18 protein-coding genes are annotated in these 20,334 nt (G+C 65.3%); 10 read left to right on the top strand and 8 right to left on the bottom strand.

From position 1 onward, the window contains the following. Positions 1 to 447 precede the first annotated feature (447 nt). On the bottom strand, positions 448 to 1,161 hold the full coding sequence (locus CAG29_RS16245; RefSeq protein ID WP_085630627.1) for a FadR/GntR family transcriptional regulator: 714 nt from the start codon (positions 1,159 to 1,161) through the stop codon (positions 448 to 450). 355 nt (positions 1,162 to 1,516) lie between these two features. Here CAG29_RS16245 and CAG29_RS16240 point away from each other — a divergent pair, with 355 nt between their 5' ends. After that, on the top strand, positions 1,517 to 2,863 hold the full coding sequence (locus tag CAG29_RS16240) for an MFS transporter (protein ID WP_085579606.1): 1,347 nt from the start codon (positions 1,517 to 1,519) through the stop codon (positions 2,861 to 2,863). A gap of 13 nt (positions 2,864 to 2,876) precedes the next feature. Next, the gene (gene gudD, locus CAG29_RS16235; RefSeq protein WP_085694813.1) at positions 2,877 to 4,220 is read left to right on the top strand and encodes a glucarate dehydratase; all 1,344 of its coding nucleotides are present in this window, start codon (positions 2,877 to 2,879) and stop codon (positions 4,218 to 4,220) included. A 116-nt stretch (positions 4,221 to 4,336) separates the two neighbouring features. On the opposite strand, the gene CAG29_RS16230 is transcribed toward gudD, so the two are convergent. Further along, positions 4,337 to 5,209, bottom strand: a complete 873-nt coding sequence (locus tag CAG29_RS16230) for a LysR family transcriptional regulator (protein WP_085579602.1) — start codon at positions 5,207 to 5,209, stop codon at positions 4,337 to 4,339. Positions 5,210 to 5,369: 160 nt separating this feature from the next. Between CAG29_RS16230 and ampC the strand changes: the two genes are divergently transcribed. Further along, positions 5,370 to 6,536, top strand: a complete 1,167-nt coding sequence (gene ampC, locus CAG29_RS16225; RefSeq protein WP_085694812.1) for a class C beta-lactamase — start codon at positions 5,370 to 5,372, stop codon at positions 6,534 to 6,536. A 70-nt stretch (positions 6,537 to 6,606) separates the two neighbouring features. Here ampC and CAG29_RS16220 read toward each other — a convergent pair whose 3' ends face one another. Beyond that, a complete protein-coding gene (locus tag CAG29_RS16220; protein WP_085630635.1) occupies positions 6,607 to 7,176 on the bottom strand; it encodes a DUF4174 domain-containing protein in 570 nt (189 codons plus the stop codon). A gap of 211 nt (positions 7,177 to 7,387) precedes the next feature. On the opposite strand from CAG29_RS16220, the gene CAG29_RS16215 reads away from it, so the two are divergent. Then, entirely contained in the window at positions 7,388 to 7,852 is a 465-nt protein-coding gene (locus CAG29_RS16215; RefSeq protein WP_085637736.1) for a GNAT family N-acetyltransferase, read from the top strand. Between the two features lie 24 nt (positions 7,853 to 7,876). Here the strand turns inward: CAG29_RS16215 and CAG29_RS16210 are convergent, their stop codons facing one another. After that, positions 7,877 to 8,662 (bottom strand): sulfite exporter TauE/SafE family protein, encoded by a 786-nt coding sequence (locus tag CAG29_RS16210; protein ID WP_085580081.1) that lies wholly within the window; start codon positions 8,660 to 8,662, stop codon positions 7,877 to 7,879. Positions 8,663 to 8,863: 201 nt separating this feature from the next. Continuing rightward, a complete protein-coding gene (locus CAG29_RS16205; RefSeq protein WP_085579594.1) occupies positions 8,864 to 9,601 on the bottom strand; it encodes a hypothetical protein in 738 nt (245 codons plus the stop codon). Positions 9,602 to 9,874: 273 nt separating this feature from the next. Between CAG29_RS16205 and CAG29_RS16200 the strand changes: the two genes are divergently transcribed. The 3 genes from CAG29_RS16200 (at position 9,875) to CAG29_RS16190 (ending at position 12,437) form a co-directional block, all read left to right on the top strand. Beyond that, a complete protein-coding gene (locus CAG29_RS16200) occupies positions 9,875 to 11,023 on the top strand; it encodes an aldose epimerase family protein (protein ID WP_085694811.1) in 1,149 nt (382 codons plus the stop codon). Positions 11,024 to 11,115: 92 nt separating this feature from the next. Continuing rightward, positions 11,116 to 11,937 (top strand): aldo/keto reductase, encoded by an 822-nt coding sequence (locus CAG29_RS16195; protein ID WP_085579590.1) that lies wholly within the window; start codon positions 11,116 to 11,118, stop codon positions 11,935 to 11,937. 29 nt (positions 11,938 to 11,966) lie between these two features. Continuing rightward, a complete protein-coding gene (locus tag CAG29_RS16190; protein WP_085637749.1) occupies positions 11,967 to 12,437 on the top strand; it encodes a DUF1810 domain-containing protein in 471 nt (156 codons plus the stop codon). Here CAG29_RS16190 and CAG29_RS16185 read toward each other — a convergent pair. Beyond that, complete coding sequence (locus CAG29_RS16185; protein WP_170929994.1) at positions 12,402 to 14,762, bottom strand: DNA polymerase II; 2,361 nt, start codon at positions 14,760 to 14,762, stop codon at positions 12,402 to 12,404. The genes CAG29_RS16190 and CAG29_RS16185 overlap by 36 nt on opposite strands. 218 nt (positions 14,763 to 14,980) lie before the next feature. Between CAG29_RS16185 and CAG29_RS16180 the strand changes: the two genes are divergently transcribed. Beyond that, the gene (locus tag CAG29_RS16180) at positions 14,981 to 15,421 is read left to right on the top strand and encodes a CBS domain-containing protein (RefSeq protein WP_085579584.1); all 441 of its coding nucleotides are present in this window, start codon (positions 14,981 to 14,983) and stop codon (positions 15,419 to 15,421) included. 508 nt (positions 15,422 to 15,929) lie between these two features. On the opposite strand, the gene CAG29_RS16175 is transcribed toward CAG29_RS16180, so the two are convergent. Further along, positions 15,930 to 16,553 carry a glutathione S-transferase N-terminal domain-containing protein gene (locus tag CAG29_RS16175; RefSeq protein WP_085694810.1) on the bottom strand — a complete coding sequence of 208 codons (624 nt, stop codon included), beginning with the start codon at positions 16,551 to 16,553 and terminating at the stop codon, positions 15,930 to 15,932. 226 nt (positions 16,554 to 16,779) lie between these two features. Between CAG29_RS16175 and CAG29_RS16170 the strand changes: the two genes are divergently transcribed. After that, positions 16,780 to 17,337: a phage infection protein gene (locus tag CAG29_RS16170; RefSeq protein ID WP_085694809.1), complete on the top strand. Its 558-nt coding sequence runs from the start codon at positions 16,780 to 16,782 to the stop codon at positions 17,335 to 17,337. A 74-nt stretch (positions 17,338 to 17,411) separates the two neighbouring features. Here the strand turns inward: CAG29_RS16170 and CAG29_RS16165 are convergent, their stop codons facing one another. Further along, positions 17,412 to 18,497, bottom strand: a complete 1,086-nt coding sequence (locus CAG29_RS16165; RefSeq protein WP_085630645.1) for a DUF1615 domain-containing protein — start codon at positions 18,495 to 18,497, stop codon at positions 17,412 to 17,414. A gap of 151 nt (positions 18,498 to 18,648) precedes the next feature. Here CAG29_RS16165 and CAG29_RS16160 point away from each other — a divergent pair, with 151 nt between their 5' ends. Further along, positions 18,649 to 20,178 (top strand): FAD-dependent oxidoreductase, encoded by a 1,530-nt coding sequence (locus CAG29_RS16160; protein WP_085579576.1) that lies wholly within the window; start codon positions 18,649 to 18,651, stop codon positions 20,176 to 20,178. The last annotated feature ends 156 nt before the right edge of the window (positions 20,179 to 20,334 follow it).

Here is a 20,334-nt window from a genome sequence, read left to right as displayed (position 1 = left end):
CGCTAGCAAGCTAGCTCCCACAGAATCTGCGGTGGCCCGCCATTTCCGCGAACAACGCCGAACCCTGTGGGAGCTGCGGTGCGACGATTCGACTTGCCAGCGATGGCGGCGGAACAGACAACAGAGATGTCGACTGGACCGGCCTCATCGCTAGCATGCTAGCTCCCACAGAATCTGTGGTGGCCTGCCATTTCCGCGAACAACGCCGAACCCTGTGGGAGCTGCGGTGCGACGATTCGACTTGCCAGCGATGGCGGCGGAACAGACAACAGAGATGTCGACTGGCCCGGCCTCATCGCTAGCATGCTAGCTCCCACAGAATCTGCGGTGGCCCGCCATTTCCGCGAACAACGCCGAACCCTGTGGGAGCTGCGGTGCGACGATTCGACTTGCCAGCGATGGCGGTATGTCGGGCAACGAAGATGTCAGCCGTACCTCTTCCCCGGTTCAGCCCTGAGCCAAAAACCGGTCCCGGCTGTTGGTCAGGTGCAGCCACATCGCCGCCCGGGCCGCGTCCGGATCCTGGCGCCTGATTGCATTGAGGATCGCCTCATGCTCCTGGCTGGCCAGTTCCCCCAGCTTGCTCAGGTCCACCGCGCCGCGTTCGGCGGCGTTGACCCGGGTGCGCGGGATCATCGCGCTCCCCAGCTGCTGCATGATTTCGGTGAAGCACACGTTGCCGGTGGCCTCGGCGATCAGCAGGTGGAAGCGCCGGTCGGCCTCGACGCAACTGTCGTTGTTGGCCAGCAGGCGCCGGTAATCGTCCAGGGACTGACGCATCTGCGCCAGTTGCTGCTCGCTGCGGCGCTGCGCCGCCAGCGCCGCAGCCTGGGTCTCCAGGCCCATGCGCAGTTCGAGGATGCCGCGTACCCCCAGCGCGGTTTCGACATTGAGTCGCAAGCCCTGCTCCGGCGCCCGCTCGATCACGAACGTGCCGATGCCGTGACGCGTCTCCACCAACCCCGACGCCTGCAACTTGGAAATGGCCTCGCGCACCACCGTGCGGCTGACGCCATGCTCCCGGACGATGGAATTCTCGGATGGCAGCTTGTCGCCGGGCAGCATCTGGCCGAGCAGGATGCCCTGGGTCAGCTTTTCGACCAGGTCATGGGCCAGGTTGTGGGCGCGCTTGCGGGCGGGGGCGTCGAGTTCGTCTTGCATGGTCGGTTCCGGTGGCGGGGCTTGCGGATCGTAGCACTGCCATGGAGGGGCATTGAGCGAATTTTAGCTCACCACACGACCCAACTTGTATGACAACACTCAAATAATTCATTCATCCGAGCCAAAACCTCACTCCCCACCTCCCACAATCCACCAGACAAAACCGGCCGCAAAGCCACAAAAAACCCAGCAACCACAGCACAAAACCTACAAATCGAATAAAGGCACGCCTGCATCAAATCATTTCGTTGGTACTCACAGCTTGTCGGACAAAAAAATCTAGTTGTATGATGTCTATCAACAACGCAACACCCAGACATACCCCGCATAAAAATAACGAGTGGGAGAAAACCAAGTGAAACCATCCATCGCCGGGATGAACGAGGGCGCCGATACGGCGCTGTCCTCGGCCATCGCCAAAGTCAAACGCCACGTCCTGCCGCTGTTCGTGATCATGTTCATCGTCAACTACATCGACCGGGTGAACATCGGCTTCGTCCGCACCCACATGGAACACGACCTGGGCATCGGCGCCGCAGCCTACGGGTTCGGCGCCGGCCTGTTCTTCATCGGCTACGCGCTGTTCGAAGTCCCCTCCAACCTGCTGCTGCAAAGGGTCGGCGCACGGATCTGGCTGACCCGCATCATGCTCACCTGGGGCCTGGTGGCCGCCGGCATGGCGTTCATCCAGAACGAAACCCACTTCTACATCCTGCGTTTCCTGCTCGGCGTCGCCGAGGCCGGGTTCTTTCCGGGGGTGATCTACTACTTCACCCGCTGGCTGCCGGCCGCCGAACGGGGCAAGGCCATCGCGATCTTCCTCAGCGGTTCGGCGGTGGCCTCGTTGATATCCGGCCCGCTGTCCGGCCTGCTCCTGCAGATCAGCGGCCTGGGCCTGCACGGCTGGCAGTGGATGTACTTCATCGAAGGGATGTTCTCGGTGGGCCTGTGCGTCTTCGTCTGGTTCTGGCTCGACGCCAAGCCCCACGACGCCCAATGGCTGAGCCGCGCCGAGCAGGATGCGCTGGTCAAGGCCATCGACGACGAGCAACGGGCGCGGGAAGCGGCGACCACCGTCAGGCCGTCGCTGGGCAAGCTGCTCAAGGACCGCCAGATCATCCTGTTCTGCCTGATCTACTTCTTCATCCAGCTGACCATCTACGCCGCGACCTTCTGGCTGCCGAGCATCATCAAGAAGATGGGCGAAATGAGCGACTTCCAGGTCGGCCTGTTCAACTCGATCCCGTGGTTGCTGTCGATCATCGGCATGTACGCGTTCGCTTCGTTCTCGGCCAAGTGGAAACACCAGCAGGCCTGGGTCGCCGCAGCCCTGCTGATCGCGGCGGCGGGGATGTTCCTGTCCACCACCGGCGGGCCGGTCTTCGCCTTCGTCGCGATCTGCTTCGCCGCGCTGGGGTTCAAGTCCGCGTCGTCGCTGTTCTGGCCGATTCCCCAGGCGTACCTGGACGCACGCATCGCCGCAGCCGTGATCGCCCTGATCAACTCGGTGGGCAACCTGGGCGGCTTCGTGGCGCCGACCACCTTCGGCCTGCTGGAAGAACACACCGGCTCCATCCAGGGCGGGCTCTACGGCCTGGCCGCGACGTCGATCATCGCTGCCGTCATCGTGTTCGCCGCCCGCACCGCCCCCCAATCCTCGCCCGACGCCGTCACCGCCGACGCTGCGCCGAAACACGCCTGAAAGGACACCCGAAATGACCGTACACGACACCGCCAAAGCCCCGATCATCACCGACATGCAGGTCATCCCGGTGGCCGGCCACGACGGCATGCTGCTCAACCTGAGCGGCGCCCACGGGCCGTTCTTCACCCGCAATATCGTCATCCTCAAGGACAACGCCGGCCACACCGGCGTCGGCGAAGTGCCCGGCGGCGAACGCATCCGCCAGACCCTCGAAGACGCCCGCAGCCTGGTGGTCGGCAGCCCGATCGGCACCTACCAGAAGATCCTCAACCAGGTGCGCCGGACCTTCGCCGAACGCGACGCCGGCGGACGCGGCCTACAGACCTTCGACCTGCGCATCACCATCCACGCGGTCACCGCCCTGGAAGCCGCCCTGCTCGACCTGCTCGGCCAGCACCTCGACGTGCCGGTGGCCGCATTGCTCGGCGAAGGCCAGCAGCGCGACGAAGTGAAGATGCTCGGTTACCTGTTCTACGTCGGCGACCGTCGGCAGACCGACCTGGCCTACCGCAGCGAACCAGACGCCGACAACGACTGGTTCCGCGTGCGCCATGAGCAAGCCATGACCGCCGGCGCCGTGGTGCGCCTGGCCGAAGCCGCCCACGCCCGCTACGGCTTCCAGGACTTCAAACTCAAGGGCGGCGTGCTGAGCGGCGATGCGGAAATCGAGGCCGTGACCGCCCTGGCCGAACGCTTCCCCGAGGCGCGCATCACCCTCGACCCGAACGGTGCCTGGTCGCTCAAGGAAGCCATCCGCCTGTGCCGTGACCAGCATCATGTGCTGGCCTACGCGGAAGATCCGTGCGGCGCGGAGAACGGCTACTCGGGCCGCGAAGTGATGGCCGAATTCCGCCGCGCCACGGGACTCAAGACCGCCACCAACATGATCGCCACCGACTGGCGCGAAATGGGCCACGCGATCCAGTTGCAGTCGGTGGACATCCCCCTGGCCGACCCGCATTTCTGGACGATGCAGGGCTCGGTGCGCGTGGCGCAGATGTGCCACGAATGGGGGCTGACCTGGGGCTCGCACTCCAACAACCACTTCGACATTTCCCTGGCGATGTTCACCCACGTGGCCGCCGCCGCGCCGGGCGACATCACCGCCATCGACACCCACTGGATCTGGCAGGACGGCCAGCGCCTGACCAAAGCACCGCTGCAGATCGTCGACGGTTGCGTGAAGGTGCCGCACAAGTCGGGGCTGGGCGTGGAACTGGACATGGATCAGGTGGCCAAGGCCCATGAACTGTACGAAGGCATGGGGCTGGGCGCGCGGGACGACAGCGTGGCGATGCAGTACCTGATCCCCGGCTGGGCGTTCGATAACAAGAAGCCGTGCCTGGTGCGCTGAATCCCTGACCGGACCACAGCCCCTCTGTGGGAGCGAGCCTGCTCGCGATGACGGCGGCACATCCGGCATTGAGGTGTCGACCACCATCGCCAGCAGGCTGACCCCTACATTCGGCGTCAGGCGGACATCTGCAGCAACCAGTGCCTGAACGCCGCCATCGCCGGGGTTTGCGGCTTCGACTGCAACCGCGTCAGCCAGTAGCTCCCCGTGGTGATCTCGATCGCGAACGGCTGACAGATCGCCTCCGTCGCCAATTGCCGGGCAAACATCAACGGCGGCGCCAGCGCCACCCCGCTCCCCTGCAAGGCCGCGTCCATCATCGCCAGCGATGAGTCGAACACGATGCTTTGGGGCGGTGCCGCGTGAGTCGCCAGACCCGCCGCCTGGAACCATTGCGGCCATTCATCGCTGCGGTAGGAACGCAGCAGACGCTGTTGCAGCAAATCCCCCGGCGCGTGCAGTTGCCGGGCGATCTCCGGCACGCACAGCACCGACAGCGGCGCCTCCAGCAGACGGGTCGCTTCGATCCCGTGCCACGCCCCCGCGCCGAAGCGGATCGCGTAATCCAGCCCTTCGGCGGCCACGTCCACCCGGTTGTTGTGGGTCGACAGGCGCAGATCGATCAGCGGATGCTTCGCCTGAAAGTCCGCCAGCCTGGGCAGCAGCCAGCCCACGGCGAAGGTGCCCACCGCCCCGACCGTCAGCGTCTCCCGGTACTGTCCGCCCGCCAGACGCTCCAGCATCTGCGCGATATGATCGAAAGACGTGGTCAACACCGGCAGCAGGGTTTCGCCTTCGCCGGTCAGCATCAAACCACGGGGCAGACGCTTGAACAGGATCACGCCGAGCTGCGCCTCCAGGCTTTTCACCTGATGGCTGACGGCGGCCTGGGTCACGCACAGCTCCACGGCGGCGCGGGTGAAGCTCAAATGACGCGCGGAGGCTTCGAAGGCGCGCAGCGCATTCAAAGGCAATTGAGGTCGAATCATGCCATGTCCCAAATTTTTCTAATGGCTCGTCCGAGTTTTCATCGTTTGCCGAATACCGCCGGACTGCCTAGATTTGGCGGCGCCGATCAGCCGGCCCGACGGAAAACGCTCGCAGTGTAGCGGGATTACACCATCAGCACTCATGGAGAGTGGTTCAACCATGCTTTCGATCAACCTGAACAAACTCAAGTCTTTCAGCGCTTTCGGACTTTTCTTCAGCGCCGCCAGTTGCCTGGCAGCCCCTCAGACCGACGATCAGCTGCAGTCGCTGGTCAAGGCCACCGTGACGCCGGTCATGCAGTTGGAGAACATCGCGGGTCTGGCCGTCGCCGTGACCGTCGATGGCAAGGCGCATTACTTTAACTACGGTGTCGCCGACAAGAAGACCGGGCAACCGGTGAGCGAAAACACCCTGTTCGAGGTCGGATCGGTGAGCAAGACGTTCACCGCCACCCTCGCCGCCTACGCCCAGGCCAACGGCAAACTGGACTTCTCCGACAAGGCCAGCCAGCACTGGCCGGAACTCAAAGGCAGCGCCTTCGACACCATCAGCCTGCTGCAACTGGGCACCTACAGCGCCGGCGGCCTGCCGCTGCAGTTCCCCGCCGCCGCAGACGCTTCCGACAGGATGCTCGGCTATTACCGACAGTGGAAACCCACCTATCCCACCGGCAGCCATCGCCTGTACTCCAACCCGAGCATCGGCCTGTTCGGCTATCTGGCGGCGAAAAGCCTCGGCCAGCCGTTCAACCAGCTCATGACCGATACCCTGCTGCCCAAGCTCGGGCTCAAGCACACCTTCCTTTCGGTGCCTGCGTCTGAACAGAAGCTCTACGCCCAGGGCTACGACAAGAACGACCAACCCGTTCGGGTCACCCCCGGCGCGCTCGACGCCGAAGCCTACGGCGTGAAAACCAGCGCCGCGGACCTTTTGCACTACGTCGAAGCCAACCTCGACACGGCCAAGCTCGAAACGCCTCTGCAAAAGGCCATCGCCCTCACCCACACCGGCTACTACACCGTCGGCGACATGACCCAGGGCCTGGGCTGGGAACGCTACACCTACCCGATCAGCCTCGACCGCCTGCTGGCCGGCAACTCGACGCCGATGGCCATGGAGGCGCACAAGGTCAACTGGCTCAACCCGCCGCAGCCGGAACCGGAAAACGTGCTGATCAACAAGACCGGCTCCACCGGTGGCTACGGCGCCTATGTCGCGTTCGTGCCGTCGAAGAAGGTCGGGATCGTGATCCTGGCGAACCGCAACTACCCGATTCCGGAGCGGGTGAAGATGGCGCACAAGATCCTTGGTGCGCTGACCGAGTAACGCCACAGGCAAAAAAAACGGGCGACCTCTTAAGGTCGCCCGTTTTCGTTTCGGCATCACAGGATGCCCCTCAATCATCCGGCTGCTCCGGCGGTTTCGTCGGCTTGGCGGGTTTCGCAGGTTTGGCGCCCTTGGCGCCTTTGGCCGGGGCCGGTTCCGTGGCGGTCGGTGCGGTGACCACCGTCGCGGTCATTTCCTTCTCGGCGGCCGGCAGGGCGTCGATGGTGTCGAAGATCTTCTTCAGGTCCACCGTCTTGGTGTCATCCCCCGAACTCTCCAGCTTCTTTTCGCCGTCCTTGCCCACCAGGATCACCTTGGGCAACGCGCCTGCGCCGAGCTTGAGCGCGCGGATCAGGGCCATGGTGTCCTGCTGGCCGAGATCCTTGCCGTCGAGCTGGCCGGACATGTTCAGCACGGTGTAGACGCGGATGTTGCGGTCGCTGACGCCTTGCTTGTTGGCCGGATCCTCCAGGGACTTCTTCAGGCGCAGCCATTCGGAGTCGACGGTGCTGGAAGTGATCACGATCAGTGGCCGGGCGCGCCCCTTGTCGATGTCCAACGGGGAATCGCTGTCGGCGGCGGCGAACAGGGGGCCGGCGAACGCCAGCAAGGTTGTCAGGGTCAGTGACCTGATGAGCATGCGCATCTCCTTTTGATATCCACGCTCTACTGATTGCGCACCATGGCGATCGTTCCGGGTCGGCCCCGGTAAAAGTGTTTCGCCATGTCCCAAGCTTAGGACAGGGCCGACATTGCGCAACCGCACGGCGCCAGCCCCGATGCGAATTTGATTACCGGGCGTGTCCCCATTAGGGTGTCCGCTGCCCCCAACGAAAAGGAGTTCAAGCGGCATGCAGATCGATTACCTGTGCGACCACCCCCAACTGATCGGGGAACTGGCCGAGCTCAATTTCAAGGAATGGGGCCACTACCGGCCCGGCGACACGCTCGAAGCCCGCACCGAACGCATGCGGGCGGCCTGCGGCAAAGGCGCGGTGCCCAGCGTGGTGGTGGCCATCGAAGACGGGACATTGCTCGGCGGCGCCCTGCTGATCGACAGTGACCTGAACCTGCGCCCGCACCTGACGCCCTGGCTGGCCGGGGTCTACGTGAAGGCCGAGCACCGGGGCCGCGGCATCGCTTCGCTGCTGGTCAACCGCATCGTCGAAGAGGCCGCCGCACTGGGCGTGCCGGAACTGTTCCTGTACACCGACGCCTCGCAATCGCTGTACGCGCGGCTGGGCTGGGAGGTGGTCGAGGAGCTGGACTATGAGGGGTTGCCGGTGACGCTGATGAAGTACGCCCTCACCCGCTGAGCCCGCCGCGGCTTCGCGGCGGGGTCAGAACGCCAGCTTGTAGCCGATCAGCACCAGCATGGTCGCCAGGCACGGACGCAGCAGTTCATCGGAGACGCGGCCGGTCAGGTGGCTGCCCAGCCAGATGCCCGGCAGCGAGCCCATCAGCAGAAAGCCCAGCACGCCCCAGTCCATGTTGCCCATGCTGGCGTGGCCCAGGCCCGCGACCAGGGTCAGCGGCACGGCGTGGGCGATTTCGGTGCCGACCAGGCGACGGGTCGGCAGCAGCGGATAGAGGATGAACAGCGCGACGGTGCCCAGGGCGCCGGCGCCGATGGAGGTCAGCGCGACCATGGTGCCGAGGATCAGCCCGGTGACCACGGTCATGGCATTGAGGCGCGCACCGCTTGGGTTGTAGTTGCCGCCGGCACGCTTGTGGGCGAAGTCCAGCAGGCGTTTCTTGAACAGGATCGCCAGCGCCGTGGCGAACAGCACGAAGCCCAGGGCCTGCTTGATGATGGCGTTCATCGCGTCCGGCGCGGCGTGGAGGGTGCTGAGGAACCACAGCGTCATCGCCACCGCCGGCACGCTGCCGAGGGTCAGCCATCCGGTGATGGCCCAGTCGATGTTGTTGTTCTTCTTGTGCACCAGCACGCCGCTGGACTTGGTGATGGCGGCGTACAGCAGGTCGGTGCCCACCGCCGTGGCCGGGTTGATGCCGAACCACAGCAGGATCGGCGTCATCAGCGAACCGCCGCCGACACCGGTCATGCCGACGATGAACCCCACCACCAGCCCGGCAACCACCAGGCCGAAATTTGCCAATTCCATGAAGACGCCCAGAAAAGCCACAGGAAAATATGGCCCGCAGCATAGCGAGTTTTCTTATAACTCCCTATATCGATGGGATCTATCGTTATGCCATTTCATTTCACCCTTTGCCCGAAGGAGCAAGCCTGCCCGCGATGAGGCCGTGCCAGCCAAATCATCGCCTCTGACCGGGCAGGCTCGCGCCTACGGGTGCAGCCGCTCCTATTGCACCGGCAGGAAGTTCAGGAACAACAGGCTCTGGGCATAGTTCAGGCCAATGCGCCGGTAGCGCTCGTCGAGCATCTGGGTCAGCAGATCCAGGCGCGCCACGATCTTGCCGAACTCGGTGGCGAAGCTCAGGTTGCTGCCCTCCTCCGAGATCTCGTTGGAGAACAGCAGCGGCTGGCCTTCCTTGTTCTGCCGTTGGGCCAGGATCCAGGTGGCTTTCTCGATGTTGCGCGCGGCGTTGTGGACGAAGGTCGGGTTGATCGCGTCCGTCATGTAGAACTCGGTGCGGTTGCCGTGGGCGGTGACCAGCATGCTGCCGATGGCGTAGATGAACGCGCCGACCCGGTCGCCGAGAAACTCCGGACTCATGGCATAGCTCAGCGCCGCCAGATCCTTGCGGCCGCCGAGCACCGGCAGCGGTTGTTGCTGTTCGATGGCCAGGCGCACCTGTTTGACGGCGACGCCGATGTTCAGGAATCCCGATTTGCGCAGCTCGTCGGGGTTGCGCAGGTACAGCTTGCCCATCAACCGGTAGAGGCTGTTGAGGTTGTCGCGCATGGCCAGGGAGGCCATGCGGTCGACGCTGGTCTGGAGGAACTCCTGGGGTTGGCCATCGCGGATCTGGCTGATGAAACCGTTGCCGTCCTGGTGGCTGCAACCGCCGAGCGGCAGCGCCGCCAGGCAGGCCAGCAACAGGCACGGGCGTTGAATATGGGCGAACAAACGGGTCATCAATGCTTCGGCAGTCTCATTCCTGCGCGACGGGGCTCGCCGCAACCTGACCATGGATAGAGCCGGGGATCGGGCAAAAGTGCGATGCCAGCATTGCCCAGCCGACCTTTGGCATGTCGCGCCACACATTCTAGTCAGACTTTTAATTGGACTAACGCAATTTTGCGGCTATAAATTTAACTTATCGCTTATTTAGTATGACTAAATAAGCGAGTTCACCGAAAACCTTCACCGTTTGACGCCACCGCCAAAACAACAAAAAGGAAGGTCACCATGCTTCAATCCCGTCACCTGCTCCCCGGCCTCGGACTGTCCCTCATGCTCTCGACCCTGCCCGCCCACGCCGCCGGCCTTTCCGGCGAACACAAAGCCTTCGGCAAGACCGATGACGGTACCCCTGTCGAGCAATACATCCTGCGCAACCGCCACGGCATGCAGGCGACGGTGATCACCTACGGCGCCACCCTGCAGGCGCTGCGGGTGCCGGACCGCCACGGCAAGCTCGACGACATCGTGCTCGGCTTCGACGATGTGCAGGGTTACCAGCGCGGTACCGCGTACTTCGGCGCGACCATCGGCCGCTTCGGCAATCGCTTGGCCGACGGTGCGTTCGAGCTCGACGGCCAGCGCTACCAGGTGCCGCAGAACGACAAGACCAACGCCCTGCACGGCGGCCCACAAGGGTTCGACAAGAAGGTCTGGAAGGCCCGCGAGACGAAAGACAAGGATTCGGTGGGCGTGACCCTGACTTACCTGTCGGCGGACGGCGAAATGGGCTTCCCCGGCAACCTCACCACCGAGGTGACCTACCGCCTGACCGACGCCAACGAACTGCGCATCGACTACAAGGCCAGCACCGACAAGCCCACGGTGCTCAACCTGACCAACCACAGCTACTTCAACCTGGCCGGCGCAGGCAACGGCGACGTCCTCAAGCAACTCGCCACCCTGCATGCCGGCCATTACACCCCGATCGACGCCAAGCTCATCCCCACCGGCGAACTGGCGCCGGTGGCGGGCACGCCCATGGACTTCACCCGGGCCACCGCCATCGGCCAGCGCATCAAGGACGATCATCCGCAGCTCAAGTTCGCCGAACCCAAGCAGGGCGGCTTCGATTTCAACTGGGTGCTGGACGCCAAGGGCGATGTGGCCAAACCGGCGGCCGAAGTCAGCGACCCACACTCCGGCCGCCGCTTGCAGCTGTACACCAGCGAGCCGGGGGTGCAGTTCTACACCGGCAACTTCCTCGACGGCACCGTCAAGGGCAAGGGCGGCAAGGTGTACCCGCACTGGGGCGCTTTCACCCTGGAGACCCAGCACTATCCGGACTCGCCGAACCAGAAAGGCTTCCCCAGCACGCGGCTGGATCCCGGCCAGACCTACACCCAATCCGTCGTGTTCCGGTTCTCGGCGCAGTAAGGCCGATTCCCGCCGCAGACCTCCTGCCGGATCAGGTTGGGCTATCCTGCTGACCAACCAAAGTCCCGACCGCTCAAGAACAGGAGGTTTGCATGCGTACACTCGAACTTGCCGGCGTACAGGTGCCGGTGATCGGCCAAGGCACCTGGCGCATGGGCGAAGACCGCTCGGCGCACCGCAGCGAGGTGGCGGCGCTGCGTTTGGGGGTCGAGCTGGGCATGAACCTGATCGACACCGCCGAAATGTACGGCGAAGGCGGCGCCGAAACCGTGGTCGGCGAAGCCATCGCCGGCCTGCGCGACCACGTGTTCCTGGTCAGCAAGGTCTACCCGCACAACGCCAGCCGCCAAGGCATTCCCCAAGCCTGCGAACGCAGCCTGCGCCGCCTCGGCACCGAGCGCATCGACCTCTATCTGCTGCATTGGCGCGGCCAGTATCCGCTGGAGGAAACCGTCGAGGCCTTCGAGCGCCTGCGCGAGGACGGCAAGATCGGCCGCTGGGGCGTGTCGAACTTCGATGTCGATGACCTCGAAGAGCTGTCGGTGCCGGCCTGCGCCACCAATCAGGTGCTGTACAACCTGGAGGAGCGCGGCATCGAATTCGATCTGCTGCCGTGGTGCCAGCATCAGCGCATGCCGTTGATGGCGTATTGTCCGATCGGCCAGGGCGGCGCGCTGCTGGCGGCGCCCGCGCTGCAAGAGATCGCCGCTCGTCACGGCGTCACCCCCGCACAGGTTTCGCTGGCGTGGATTCTGCGTCAGGATGGCGTGATTGCGATCCCCAAGGCCGTGCGCCCCGAGCATGTGCGACTCAATGCGCAGGCGGCGCAGCTTCAACTGGACGCCGGGGATCTGGCGGCGCTGGACCGGGTGTTTCAGGCGCCACACCGCAAGCGGCGGCTGGCCATGGTCTGAGCCACCGCCGACTGGCCGAGGGCTTCGGCATGAGAAGCACAGATCAGTACGACCCGTTCAACCTGCAACGTTTCGTCCAGGCCCAGGATCCGGTGTTCGAGCGGGTGCAGCGCGAGCTCGACGAGGGCCACAAGCGCAGCCACTGGATGTGGTTCGTCTTCCCGCAGTTCGCCGGGCTCGGCGGCAGCGAGATGTCCCGGCGCTTCGCCATCGGTTCGGCGGCCGAGGCCCGGGCCTATCTGGCCCATGACCTGCTCGGCGCCCGGCTGCGCACCTGCACGCAGCTGGTGCTCAACGTTCCGCAGCGCTCGGTGGCGCAGATCTTCGGGCATCCGGACGACCTGAAATTCCATTCCTCGACCACCCTCTTCGCCCAGTTCGCCGACGCCGGCAGCGTGTTCCATCAGGCCTTGGAGCGCTATTTCCATGGCATCCAGGACGAATGGACGCTGCAGCTGCTGGACTCAAAACAGGCCCATCTGCCCCCCGACCAGGGTTGAGAAGTCGTCGTCGACAAACGGCAGGATCGCATCCGCCACCGGTTGCAGCTGACGGGTGAGGTAATGGTCGTAATCGATGGCCGCCCGGCGCGCCTCCAGCGGCTCGGGGCCGGCCAAGGTGATGACGTAGCTGATCCAGCCGCCGTTCTGGTATTGCCGGGGCCGGCCGTGCTGCGCGTTGTAGTCGTCGGCCAGGCGCGCGGCGCGCACATGGGGCGGGACGTTGCGCTCGTAGTCGTCGAGGGTGCGGCGCAGGCGCTTGCGGTAGACCAGCCGGTCGTCGAACGCGCCGGCCAGGGTCTGGCGCACGTATTCGCGCACGTAATCCTGATAGGGCTCGCGCCGGAAGATCCGTTCGTACAGTTCCTGCTGGAACTGCCGGGCCAGCGGCGACCAGTCGGTGCGCACGGTCTCCAGGCCCTTGTAGACCATTTCCTCGCGGCCGTCGGGCCGGGTCACCAGGCCGGCGTAACGCTTTTTGCTGCCCTCCTCGGCGCCGCGGATGGTCGGCATCAGGAAGCGCTTGTAATGGGTCTCGAACTGCAGCTCCAGGGCGCTCTCCAGCCCGTACTGCTCACGCACGTGCCCGCGCCACCAGTCGTTGACGGACTGCACCAGCGCCCGGCCGATCTGCGCCGCCTCTTCCTGGCCGTGGGGCCGGCGCAGCCAGACGAAGGTGGAATCGGTGTCGCCGTAGATCACCGCGTGGCCTTGGGCTTCGATCAACTGGCGGGTGCGCAGCATGATTTCGTGGCCGCGCAGGGTGATCGACGACGCCAGCCGCGTATCGAAGAACCGGCAGCCGCTGGAGCCGAGCACGCCGTAGAAGGCGTTCATGATGATCTTCAGCGCCTGGGACAGCGGCGCGTTGCGTTCGCGCTTGGCCTGTTCCCGGCCCTCGGCAACACGCGCCACGATGGACGGCAGGCAATGCCGCGTACGGGAAAACCGCGCACCGCGAAAGCCCGGCACGGACTCGGCGTCGCCGGGCTGGCGCAGGCCTTCGATCAGGCCCACCGGGTCGATCAGGAACGTGCGGATGATCGACGGGTACAGGCTCTTGTAGTCCAGCACCAGCACCGATTCGTACAGCCCCGGCCGCGAGTCCATGACGAATCCGCCGGGGCTGGCCTGGGGCGGGTTGGTGCCCAGGTTCGGCGCCACGAAGCCTTGGCGGTGCATCAGCGGCATGTACAGATGGGTGAACGCCGCCACCGAGCCGCCGCTGCGGTCGGCCGGCAGGCCGGTGACGCTGGCGCGCTCCAGCAGAAAGTCCAGCAGGTCGGTCTTGGCGAAGATCCGCGTCACCAGCTCGCAGTCCTTGAGGTTGTACTTGGCCAGCGACGGCTTGTCCTCGGCGAACATGCGGTTGATTTCGTCCATGCGTTGGTACGGGTTGTCGATGGACTTGCCTTCGCCGAGCAGGGTCTGGGCGACGTTCTCAAGGCTGAACGAAGGAAAGCTCCAGGTCGCCGAGCGCAACGACTCGATGCCGTCGATGATCAGCCGCCCCGCCGCCGAGGCGAAGAAATGGGTGCGGCTGCCGTGCTCGCGCCATTGCATCTCTTCCCCGCCGCGCCCCAGCTTGAGCGGCACGCCCAGGCGCCGCGCGTGTTCGTGGAGGATGCGCAGGTCGAACTGCACCAGGTTCCAGCCGATGATCGCGTCGGGGTCGTGGCGGGCGAACCAGTCGTTGAGTCTCTTCAGGATCAGGGTGCGCGAGTCGCAGTATTCGAGGTCGAAGTCGACGGCGCTGCCGTCGCCGTTCGGCGCGCCGAGCATGTACACCTGCCGTTCGCCGCAGCCTTCCAGGGCGATGGAATACAGCTCGCCCTGTTCGGTGGTCTCGATGTCCAGCGACACCAACCGCAGCGTGGGCCGATAGCCGGGGGCGGGTTTGAGGTGGGCGTCGGTCAGCACGCCATCGGCGTCCGGCGTGCCGCCGAACCGCACCGGTGCGGTGATGAAGCGCTCCATCAGGTAGCGTTCGGGCGGGCGCACGTCGGCTTCGAACACGTCGACGCCGGCGCGGTTGAGCGCGGTCTCCAGGCGCATCAGCTGGCCGTGCTGCTGGCAGTACAGCCCCAGCACCGGGCGGTGTTCGAAATCCTGCAGGGCCAAGGGGCGCAGTTCGACGTTCTTTTCGTCCGCCAGCACGCGCTCGGCCGGCCCCCGCTGTTCGGCCGGGATGAACGCCACCGACGGCTGGTGCGGCAGGCGCACGCGGCGCGGGCCGGCATCGGTCGCCAGCCAGAACTCGACTTCGGTGCCGGCCGGGGTGTCGCGCCAATGCCGGGTCAGGACGAAGCCCTGCTGTACATCCACCACTGCAACCTCGGGAAACGGAATCTGGCGGCCATTCTACCCGGCCCGGGGCGCAGGAGCTTGCTCCCGTTTCCCGGGACGGCCCCGTCACACCGGCAGAACCGGCCGTTTTTTTGCCGGATGACGTTTTTTGCGTGTTATCTGCCGTTTTGCGGCCTTGCCCTGCGCGCCGGCGTCTACGATGCTTCAGGAACAACGACAACCCCTGAGTAACCGCCATGAAGACCGTCGCCCAGCTGCTCAAGCTCAAAGATGAGAAAAACCAGAAAGTGCACACCATCTCGCCGGACGACATGGTGCTGCAGGCCCTGATGGACATGGCCGCGAAGAACGTCGGTGCGTTGCTGGTGGTCAAGGACGGCCGGGTCGAGGGGATCATCAGCGAGCGCGACTACGCGCGCAAGCTGGTGCTCAAGGGACGCTCGTCGGTGGGCACGCCGGTGCGCGACATCATGGTGTCACCGGTGATCACGGTGGACACCCACCAGACCGTCGACACCTGCCTGGGCATCATGTCCGACAAGCGCCTGCGCCACTTGCCCGTGGTGGAGAACGGCCAACTGATCGGCCTGCTGTCGATCGGCGACCTGGTCAAGGAAGCCCTGGCCGAACAGGCGGATCTGATCCGGCAGCTGGAGAGCTACATCCGCGGGGAATGAGCCCTCCACTGTGAGAGCCAGCCTGCTGGCGATGGCAGTGGATCAGCCACCACTGATACCGGCAGTGCCGGCCTCATCGCTTGCAGGCAAGCTCCCACAAGGTTTTGTGGTGTGCCTGCATCGTGGGGATACCGGCGATACCTGTGGGAGCTGGCTTGCCAGCGATGGCGGTGGATTAGACAACAGAGATGTCGGCTGTGATGGCCTCATCGCTGGCAAGTCGAATCGTCGCACCGCAGCTCCCACAGGATTTTGTGGTGTGCCTAGATCCTGCAAACACCCGGGATACCTGTGGGAGCCAGCCTGCTGGCGATGGCGGTGGATCAGCCACCACTGATACCGGCAGTGCCGGCCTCATCGCTGGCAAGTCGAATCGTCGCACCGCAGCTCCCACAGGATTTTGTGGTGTACCTGGATCCAGCAAACACCCGGGATACCTGTGGGAGCGGGCTTGCCCGCGATGGCGTTGGGTCAGCCACCGCAGTCGTCGGCAGGCAATCCCGCCCGTTCAGGCCGGCCAGTGCCGCGCAAACACCGGCGCCAGCACGGGGTGGCGGTCGATGCGCGCCAGCCAGGCATGGAATCCGGGGCGGGTCTGGCGCAGATGCTCGCGGGAGCCGGCCCAGCGGGTCACCACCGCCGCCAGCAGATCCAGCGCCCCCGGCTTTTCGTCGTCCAGGTACAGCTCGGCGGAAAACAGGTCGGCGAACACTTCCCACATCCAGTGCAGCCGTTCGCGGGCGCCGGCCATCAGGTTCTGCCGCGAGGCCTCGTCCGGCATCACCAGCCAGCGTTCCGGGTAGTCGATGACGCCGATGGCCGCGTAGCAATTGCTGACGATGTACACCATGCCGCGGATCGCCTGATCGCGGTCGGCGGCATCGGCCGGCAGCAGGCCGGATTCCGGAAAGCTCAGGCCCAGGTGCACCAGGATCGCCGCGCTTTCGGTGATGATGCGACCGTCAGGCAGTTGCAGGGTCGGGATCTGCTTCAACGGGTTGAGCCGGGCCAGCTCCTGCGCCGCTTCGCTGCTGGCCTCCACGTCGATGAAACGGTAAGCGATCTGGCACAGCTCCAGCGCCGCCTCGATGGCCGCCGCGCCCGAATTCCTGTGCCCGTACAGTTGATACATGCGCCCTCCTCCGGCTGTCGGTTCCGCTTCACGCTTGCAGTGTAGAAGGCCCGGCGAATAACGCCGCCCCCGAAGGGTCGCGGCCCCATCACGCTGACCGACGGCCCGTGCGCCAAACCATCATCGGCGTCGATGTTCACCATCACGGCAATGAAGTTCTCTTAAAAAATCCCGGGCGTAACATCGGCTCCATACCAACCGACAACACCCTCTGGAGCACACGATCATGAAACGCCAAACCATCCTCGGCATCGCTTTCTCGGTACTTGCGCTGAACGCCTTTGCAGCCCCTTCCGCCCACACGATGATCGCCGAAGGCGGCTCGGACAAACTGATCGAAAGCCGTTTGGCCGAAGGCGGTTCCGACCGTCTGATGGAACGCCGCGTCGCCGAAGGTGGTTCTGACCGTCTGCTGGAACGCCGCGTCGCCGAAGGTGGCTCGGATCGTCTGCTGGAGCGCCGCGTCGCCGAAGGTGGTTCTGACCGTCTGCTGGAACGCCGCGTCGCCGAAGGTGGCTCGGACCGTCTGCTGGAGCGCCGCGTCGCCGAAGGCGGCTCGGACCGTCTGCTGGAACGCCGCGTCGCCGAAGGCGGCTCGGACCGTCTGCTGGAACGCCGCGTCGCCGAAGGCGGCTCGGACCGTCTGCTGGAACGCCGCGTCGCCGAAGGTGGCTCGGATCGTCTGCTGGAGCGCCGCGTCGCCGAAGGCGGCTCGGACCGTCTGCTGGAACGCCGCGTCGCCGAAGGTGGCTCGGACCGTCTGATCGAACGTCGCGTGGCCTGATGCCTCGCCTCACCGCAACAGCCCAGGAAAAACCCGGCTCCCGTCAGCCGGGTTTTTTTATGCCTTTCAGTTCTTCATTGCTTGGCCATGCAGCGCCGGTAGCGCCCGTCCACCCGTTTGGCGAACCAGGCGGTGGTCAGTTTGCGGGTGATCTTCGGGCTCTGCAGCACGATCCCCGGCAACACCGCACGGGGCAGCGGCTTGCCCTCGGCCCGCTCCGCCAACTCGAACACCTTTCGGTACAGCCGGGTGTCCTCAAAAGCCAGCGTGTCGCCCTTCTCCAGTTGCTCGCGGATCGCCGGATTGCGCAGGCCCAGGGACTTGCCCAACGCCCGCACGGCCAGCTCCGTGCTGCCGGGCATGATCGCACCCGGCCGGATCAGGTCGCCGTCCAGCGCCAGCGGGATGCCTGACGCGCGGCTTACCGCATTCTGGAACGCCGCGTTACGGCTGGCGTACCAACCGGCGTTGAAATCGGCGAAGCGGTACAGCGGCTCGCGGTAGCTCACCGGATACCCCAGCAAATGGGCGATGCCGAAATACATGCCGCCCCGGCGACTGAACACTTCGCGGCGGATCGTCCCGTCCACCGAATAGGGATAGTCCTTGGCGTGCCGCTCGGCGAATTCGATGCTGACCTGCATGGGCCCGCCGGTGTGCACCGGGTTGAAGCCGCCGAACAGCGTGCGGCCCATCGGCACCATGCCGATGAAGTCATCGTAGATCCCGCTCAGCTCCTTTTCGCTGCGGGCGGCGCTCAAGCGGTCGCTGTAGGACTTGCCGTTGGGCGAACGCAGCGCCAGCGCACCGCTGACCAAGAGTCCCGGAATGTGGGCCTTGGCGGCACGGCGGTCGATTTCGTCACGAGCGATCTTGCCCAGGCCCGGCACCGGCGGATCCGCCTGGAAGGTCGACTCCTGCTCGGCCACGGCCAGCACCGAGCACAGGTTGGCGGTACTCGGGTCAAGGTTCTGGGCGGCGAACGCAGCATAGATGTCAGTGGCCCAGCCCTGACGGTCGGCCGTGCCGGCCGGCAACAGCCGCACGATCTGCGCCTTGACCTCGGCCGGCGTGCGTGCCGGCCCTTCGCCGCGCTGGCCGGCGCAACCGGCAAGCACCGCCAAGACGGCAAGACCGATGAGCATTCGAAAGGTGGGCATAGGGTTCTGTCCAAGGATCCGGTGCTGGCTATGACTCCCGGCATTCTGCCCTGTTCCGTGGCGGGACTGTCCGGATTCCGTTGAGCAGCCCGACTGGCCGCCCTCCCCGGCTGATCCATACTTGCCGTTGCACCTGCCTGGGAGAACCGCCATGAACCGCAGCGACGTACTGATCATCGGCGCCGGCCCCACCGGCCTGGTGCTGGCCCTGTGGCTGAGCAAGCTGTCGATCCGCGTGCGCATCATCGACAAGGCCTCCGCCCCCGGCACCACCTCCCGGGCGCTGGCGGTGCAGGCGCGCACCCTGGAGCTGTACCGGCAACTGGACCTGGCCGACGCCGTGGTGCGCAGCGGCCACCGGGTGCAGGCGGCCAATTTCTGGGTCAAGGGCAAGCCCGTGGCGCAGTTGCCGCTGCACCGCATCGGCGAAGGGCTGACGCCGTATGCGTTCCTGGAGATCTACCCGCAGGACGAACACGAACGGCTGCTGATCGAGCGCCTGGAAGACTACGGCGTGACCGTTGAACGCAACACCACCCTGGAAAGCTTCGAGGAGACCGGCGACGGCATCAGCGCCCACCTGCGCCTGCCCGACGGCGAACAGGAAACCTGCCAGGCCTGCTACCTGGCCGGGTGCGACGGCGCCCGTTCGGTGGTGCGCAAGAACCTGGACAGCGGGTTCCCCGGCGGCACCTATCAGCAGATTTTCTATGTCGCCGATGTCCAGGCCAGCGGCCCTGCGCTCAATGGTGAGTTGCACCTGGACCTGGACGAAGCGGACTTCCTCGCCGTGTTCCCGCTGGCCGGCGAAGGCCGTGCACGGCTGATCGGCACCGTGCGCGACGAGCGTGCGGAGCGCGCCGAGACCCTGCAGTTCTCCGATGTCAGCAGCCGTGCCATCGAACACCTCAAGGTGCACATCGACGACGTCCACTGGTTCTCCACCTACCGGGTCCACCACCGGGTGGCCGAGTTTTTCCGCAGCGGCCGGGCCTTCCTGCTCGGCGACGCGGCACACGTGCACAGCCCCGCCGGCGGCCAGGGCATGAACACCGGCATCGGCGATGCGATCAACCTGGCCTGGAAACTGGCGGCGGTGCTCAGCGGCGGCGCCACGCCCAAGCTGCTCGACAGCTACGAGACCGAGCGCATCGCCTTCGCCCGGCGCCTGGTGTCGACCACCGACAAGGTGTTCAGCTTCGTCACCGCCGAAGGGCGCATGGCCGACTTGCTGCGCACGCGGCTGGCGCCGTTCCTGATCCCGAAAATGGCGTCGTTCGAGGCCAGCCGCGAGTTCCTGTTCCGTACCGTGTCGCAGATCACCCTCAACTACCGCGGCATGCCGCTGAGCGAAGGGCTGGCCGGCCATGTGCACGGCGGCGACCGCCTGCCGTGGGCCCACGACGGCGAAGGCGACAACTACGAACCGCTGCGTCACCCCGGCTGGCAGGTGCATGTGTACGGCGACACCAGCGACGAGATGATCGCCTGGTGCCACGCCCACAACCTGCCGCTGCACGTGTTCGACTGGCGCCCGGCCTTCGAGGCGGCGGGCCTGGGGCGCAACGGCTTCTACCTGCTGCGCCCGGACACCTACGTCGCGGTTGCCGACAACAGCGCCGACCCGAAAGTGATCGAACGCTACCTGCGCGATCACGGGATCCGGCCGTTCTTCAACTGACCCGGCCTTGCGGCGCCCGGACTGACGCCATCGCTGGCAAGTCGAATCGTCGCACCGCAGCTCCCACAGGTACCCCGGATGTTTGCAGGATCTCCCACAGGTATCACGGGTGTTTGCAGGATCTGGATCCACCACAAAACCCTGTAGGAGCTTGCC

This window comes from Pseudomonas sp. B7(2017) (genome assembly GCF_002112745.1).
GTDB lineage: Bacteria > Pseudomonadota > Gammaproteobacteria > Pseudomonadales > Pseudomonadaceae > Aquipseudomonas > Aquipseudomonas ekonensis.
Note: the sequence above shows the minus strand (reverse complement) of the source record. Positions and strands in the feature narration are given on the sequence as shown.

Coding starts and splice junctions, on each gene's coding strand:
- CAG29_RS16205 (WP_085579594.1), bottom strand. CDS start 9,601: ATGACCCGTTTGTTCGCCCATATTCAACGCCCGTGCCTGTTGCTGGCC.
- CAG29_RS16165 (WP_085630645.1), bottom strand. CDS start 18,497: ATGCCCACCTTTCGAATGCTCATCGGTCTTGCCGTCTTGGCGGTGCTT.
- ampC (WP_085694812.1), top strand. CDS start 5,370: ATGCTTTCGATCAACCTGAACAAACTCAAGTCTTTCAGCGCTTTCGGA.
- CAG29_RS16160 (WP_085579576.1), top strand. CDS start 18,649: ATGAACCGCAGCGACGTACTGATCATCGGCGCCGGCCCCACCGGCCTG.
- CAG29_RS16180 (WP_085579584.1), top strand. CDS start 14,981: ATGAAGACCGTCGCCCAGCTGCTCAAGCTCAAAGATGAGAAAAACCAG.
- CAG29_RS16200 (WP_085694811.1), top strand. CDS start 9,875: ATGCTTCAATCCCGTCACCTGCTCCCCGGCCTCGGACTGTCCCTCATG.
- CAG29_RS16210 (WP_085580081.1), bottom strand. CDS start 8,662: ATGGAATTGGCAAATTTCGGCCTGGTGGTTGCCGGGCTGGTGGTGGGG.
- CAG29_RS16230 (WP_085579602.1), bottom strand. CDS start 5,209: ATGATTCGACCTCAATTGCCTTTGAATGCGCTGCGCGCCTTCGAAGCC.
- CAG29_RS16220 (WP_085630635.1), bottom strand. CDS start 7,176: ATGCTCATCAGGTCACTGACCCTGACAACCTTGCTGGCGTTCGCCGGC.
- CAG29_RS16245 (WP_085630627.1), bottom strand. CDS start 1,161: ATGCAAGACGAACTCGACGCCCCCGCCCGCAAGCGCGCCCACAACCTG.
- CAG29_RS16190 (WP_085637749.1), top strand. CDS start 11,967: ATGAGAAGCACAGATCAGTACGACCCGTTCAACCTGCAACGTTTCGTC.
- CAG29_RS16195 (WP_085579590.1), top strand. CDS start 11,116: ATGCGTACACTCGAACTTGCCGGCGTACAGGTGCCGGTGATCGGCCAA.
- gudD (WP_085694813.1), top strand. CDS start 2,877: ATGACCGTACACGACACCGCCAAAGCCCCGATCATCACCGACATGCAG.
- CAG29_RS16215 (WP_085637736.1), top strand. CDS start 7,388: ATGCAGATCGATTACCTGTGCGACCACCCCCAACTGATCGGGGAACTG.
- CAG29_RS16170 (WP_085694809.1), top strand. CDS start 16,780: ATGAAACGCCAAACCATCCTCGGCATCGCTTTCTCGGTACTTGCGCTG.
- CAG29_RS16175 (WP_085694810.1), bottom strand. CDS start 16,553: ATGTATCAACTGTACGGGCACAGGAATTCGGGCGCGGCGGCCATCGAG.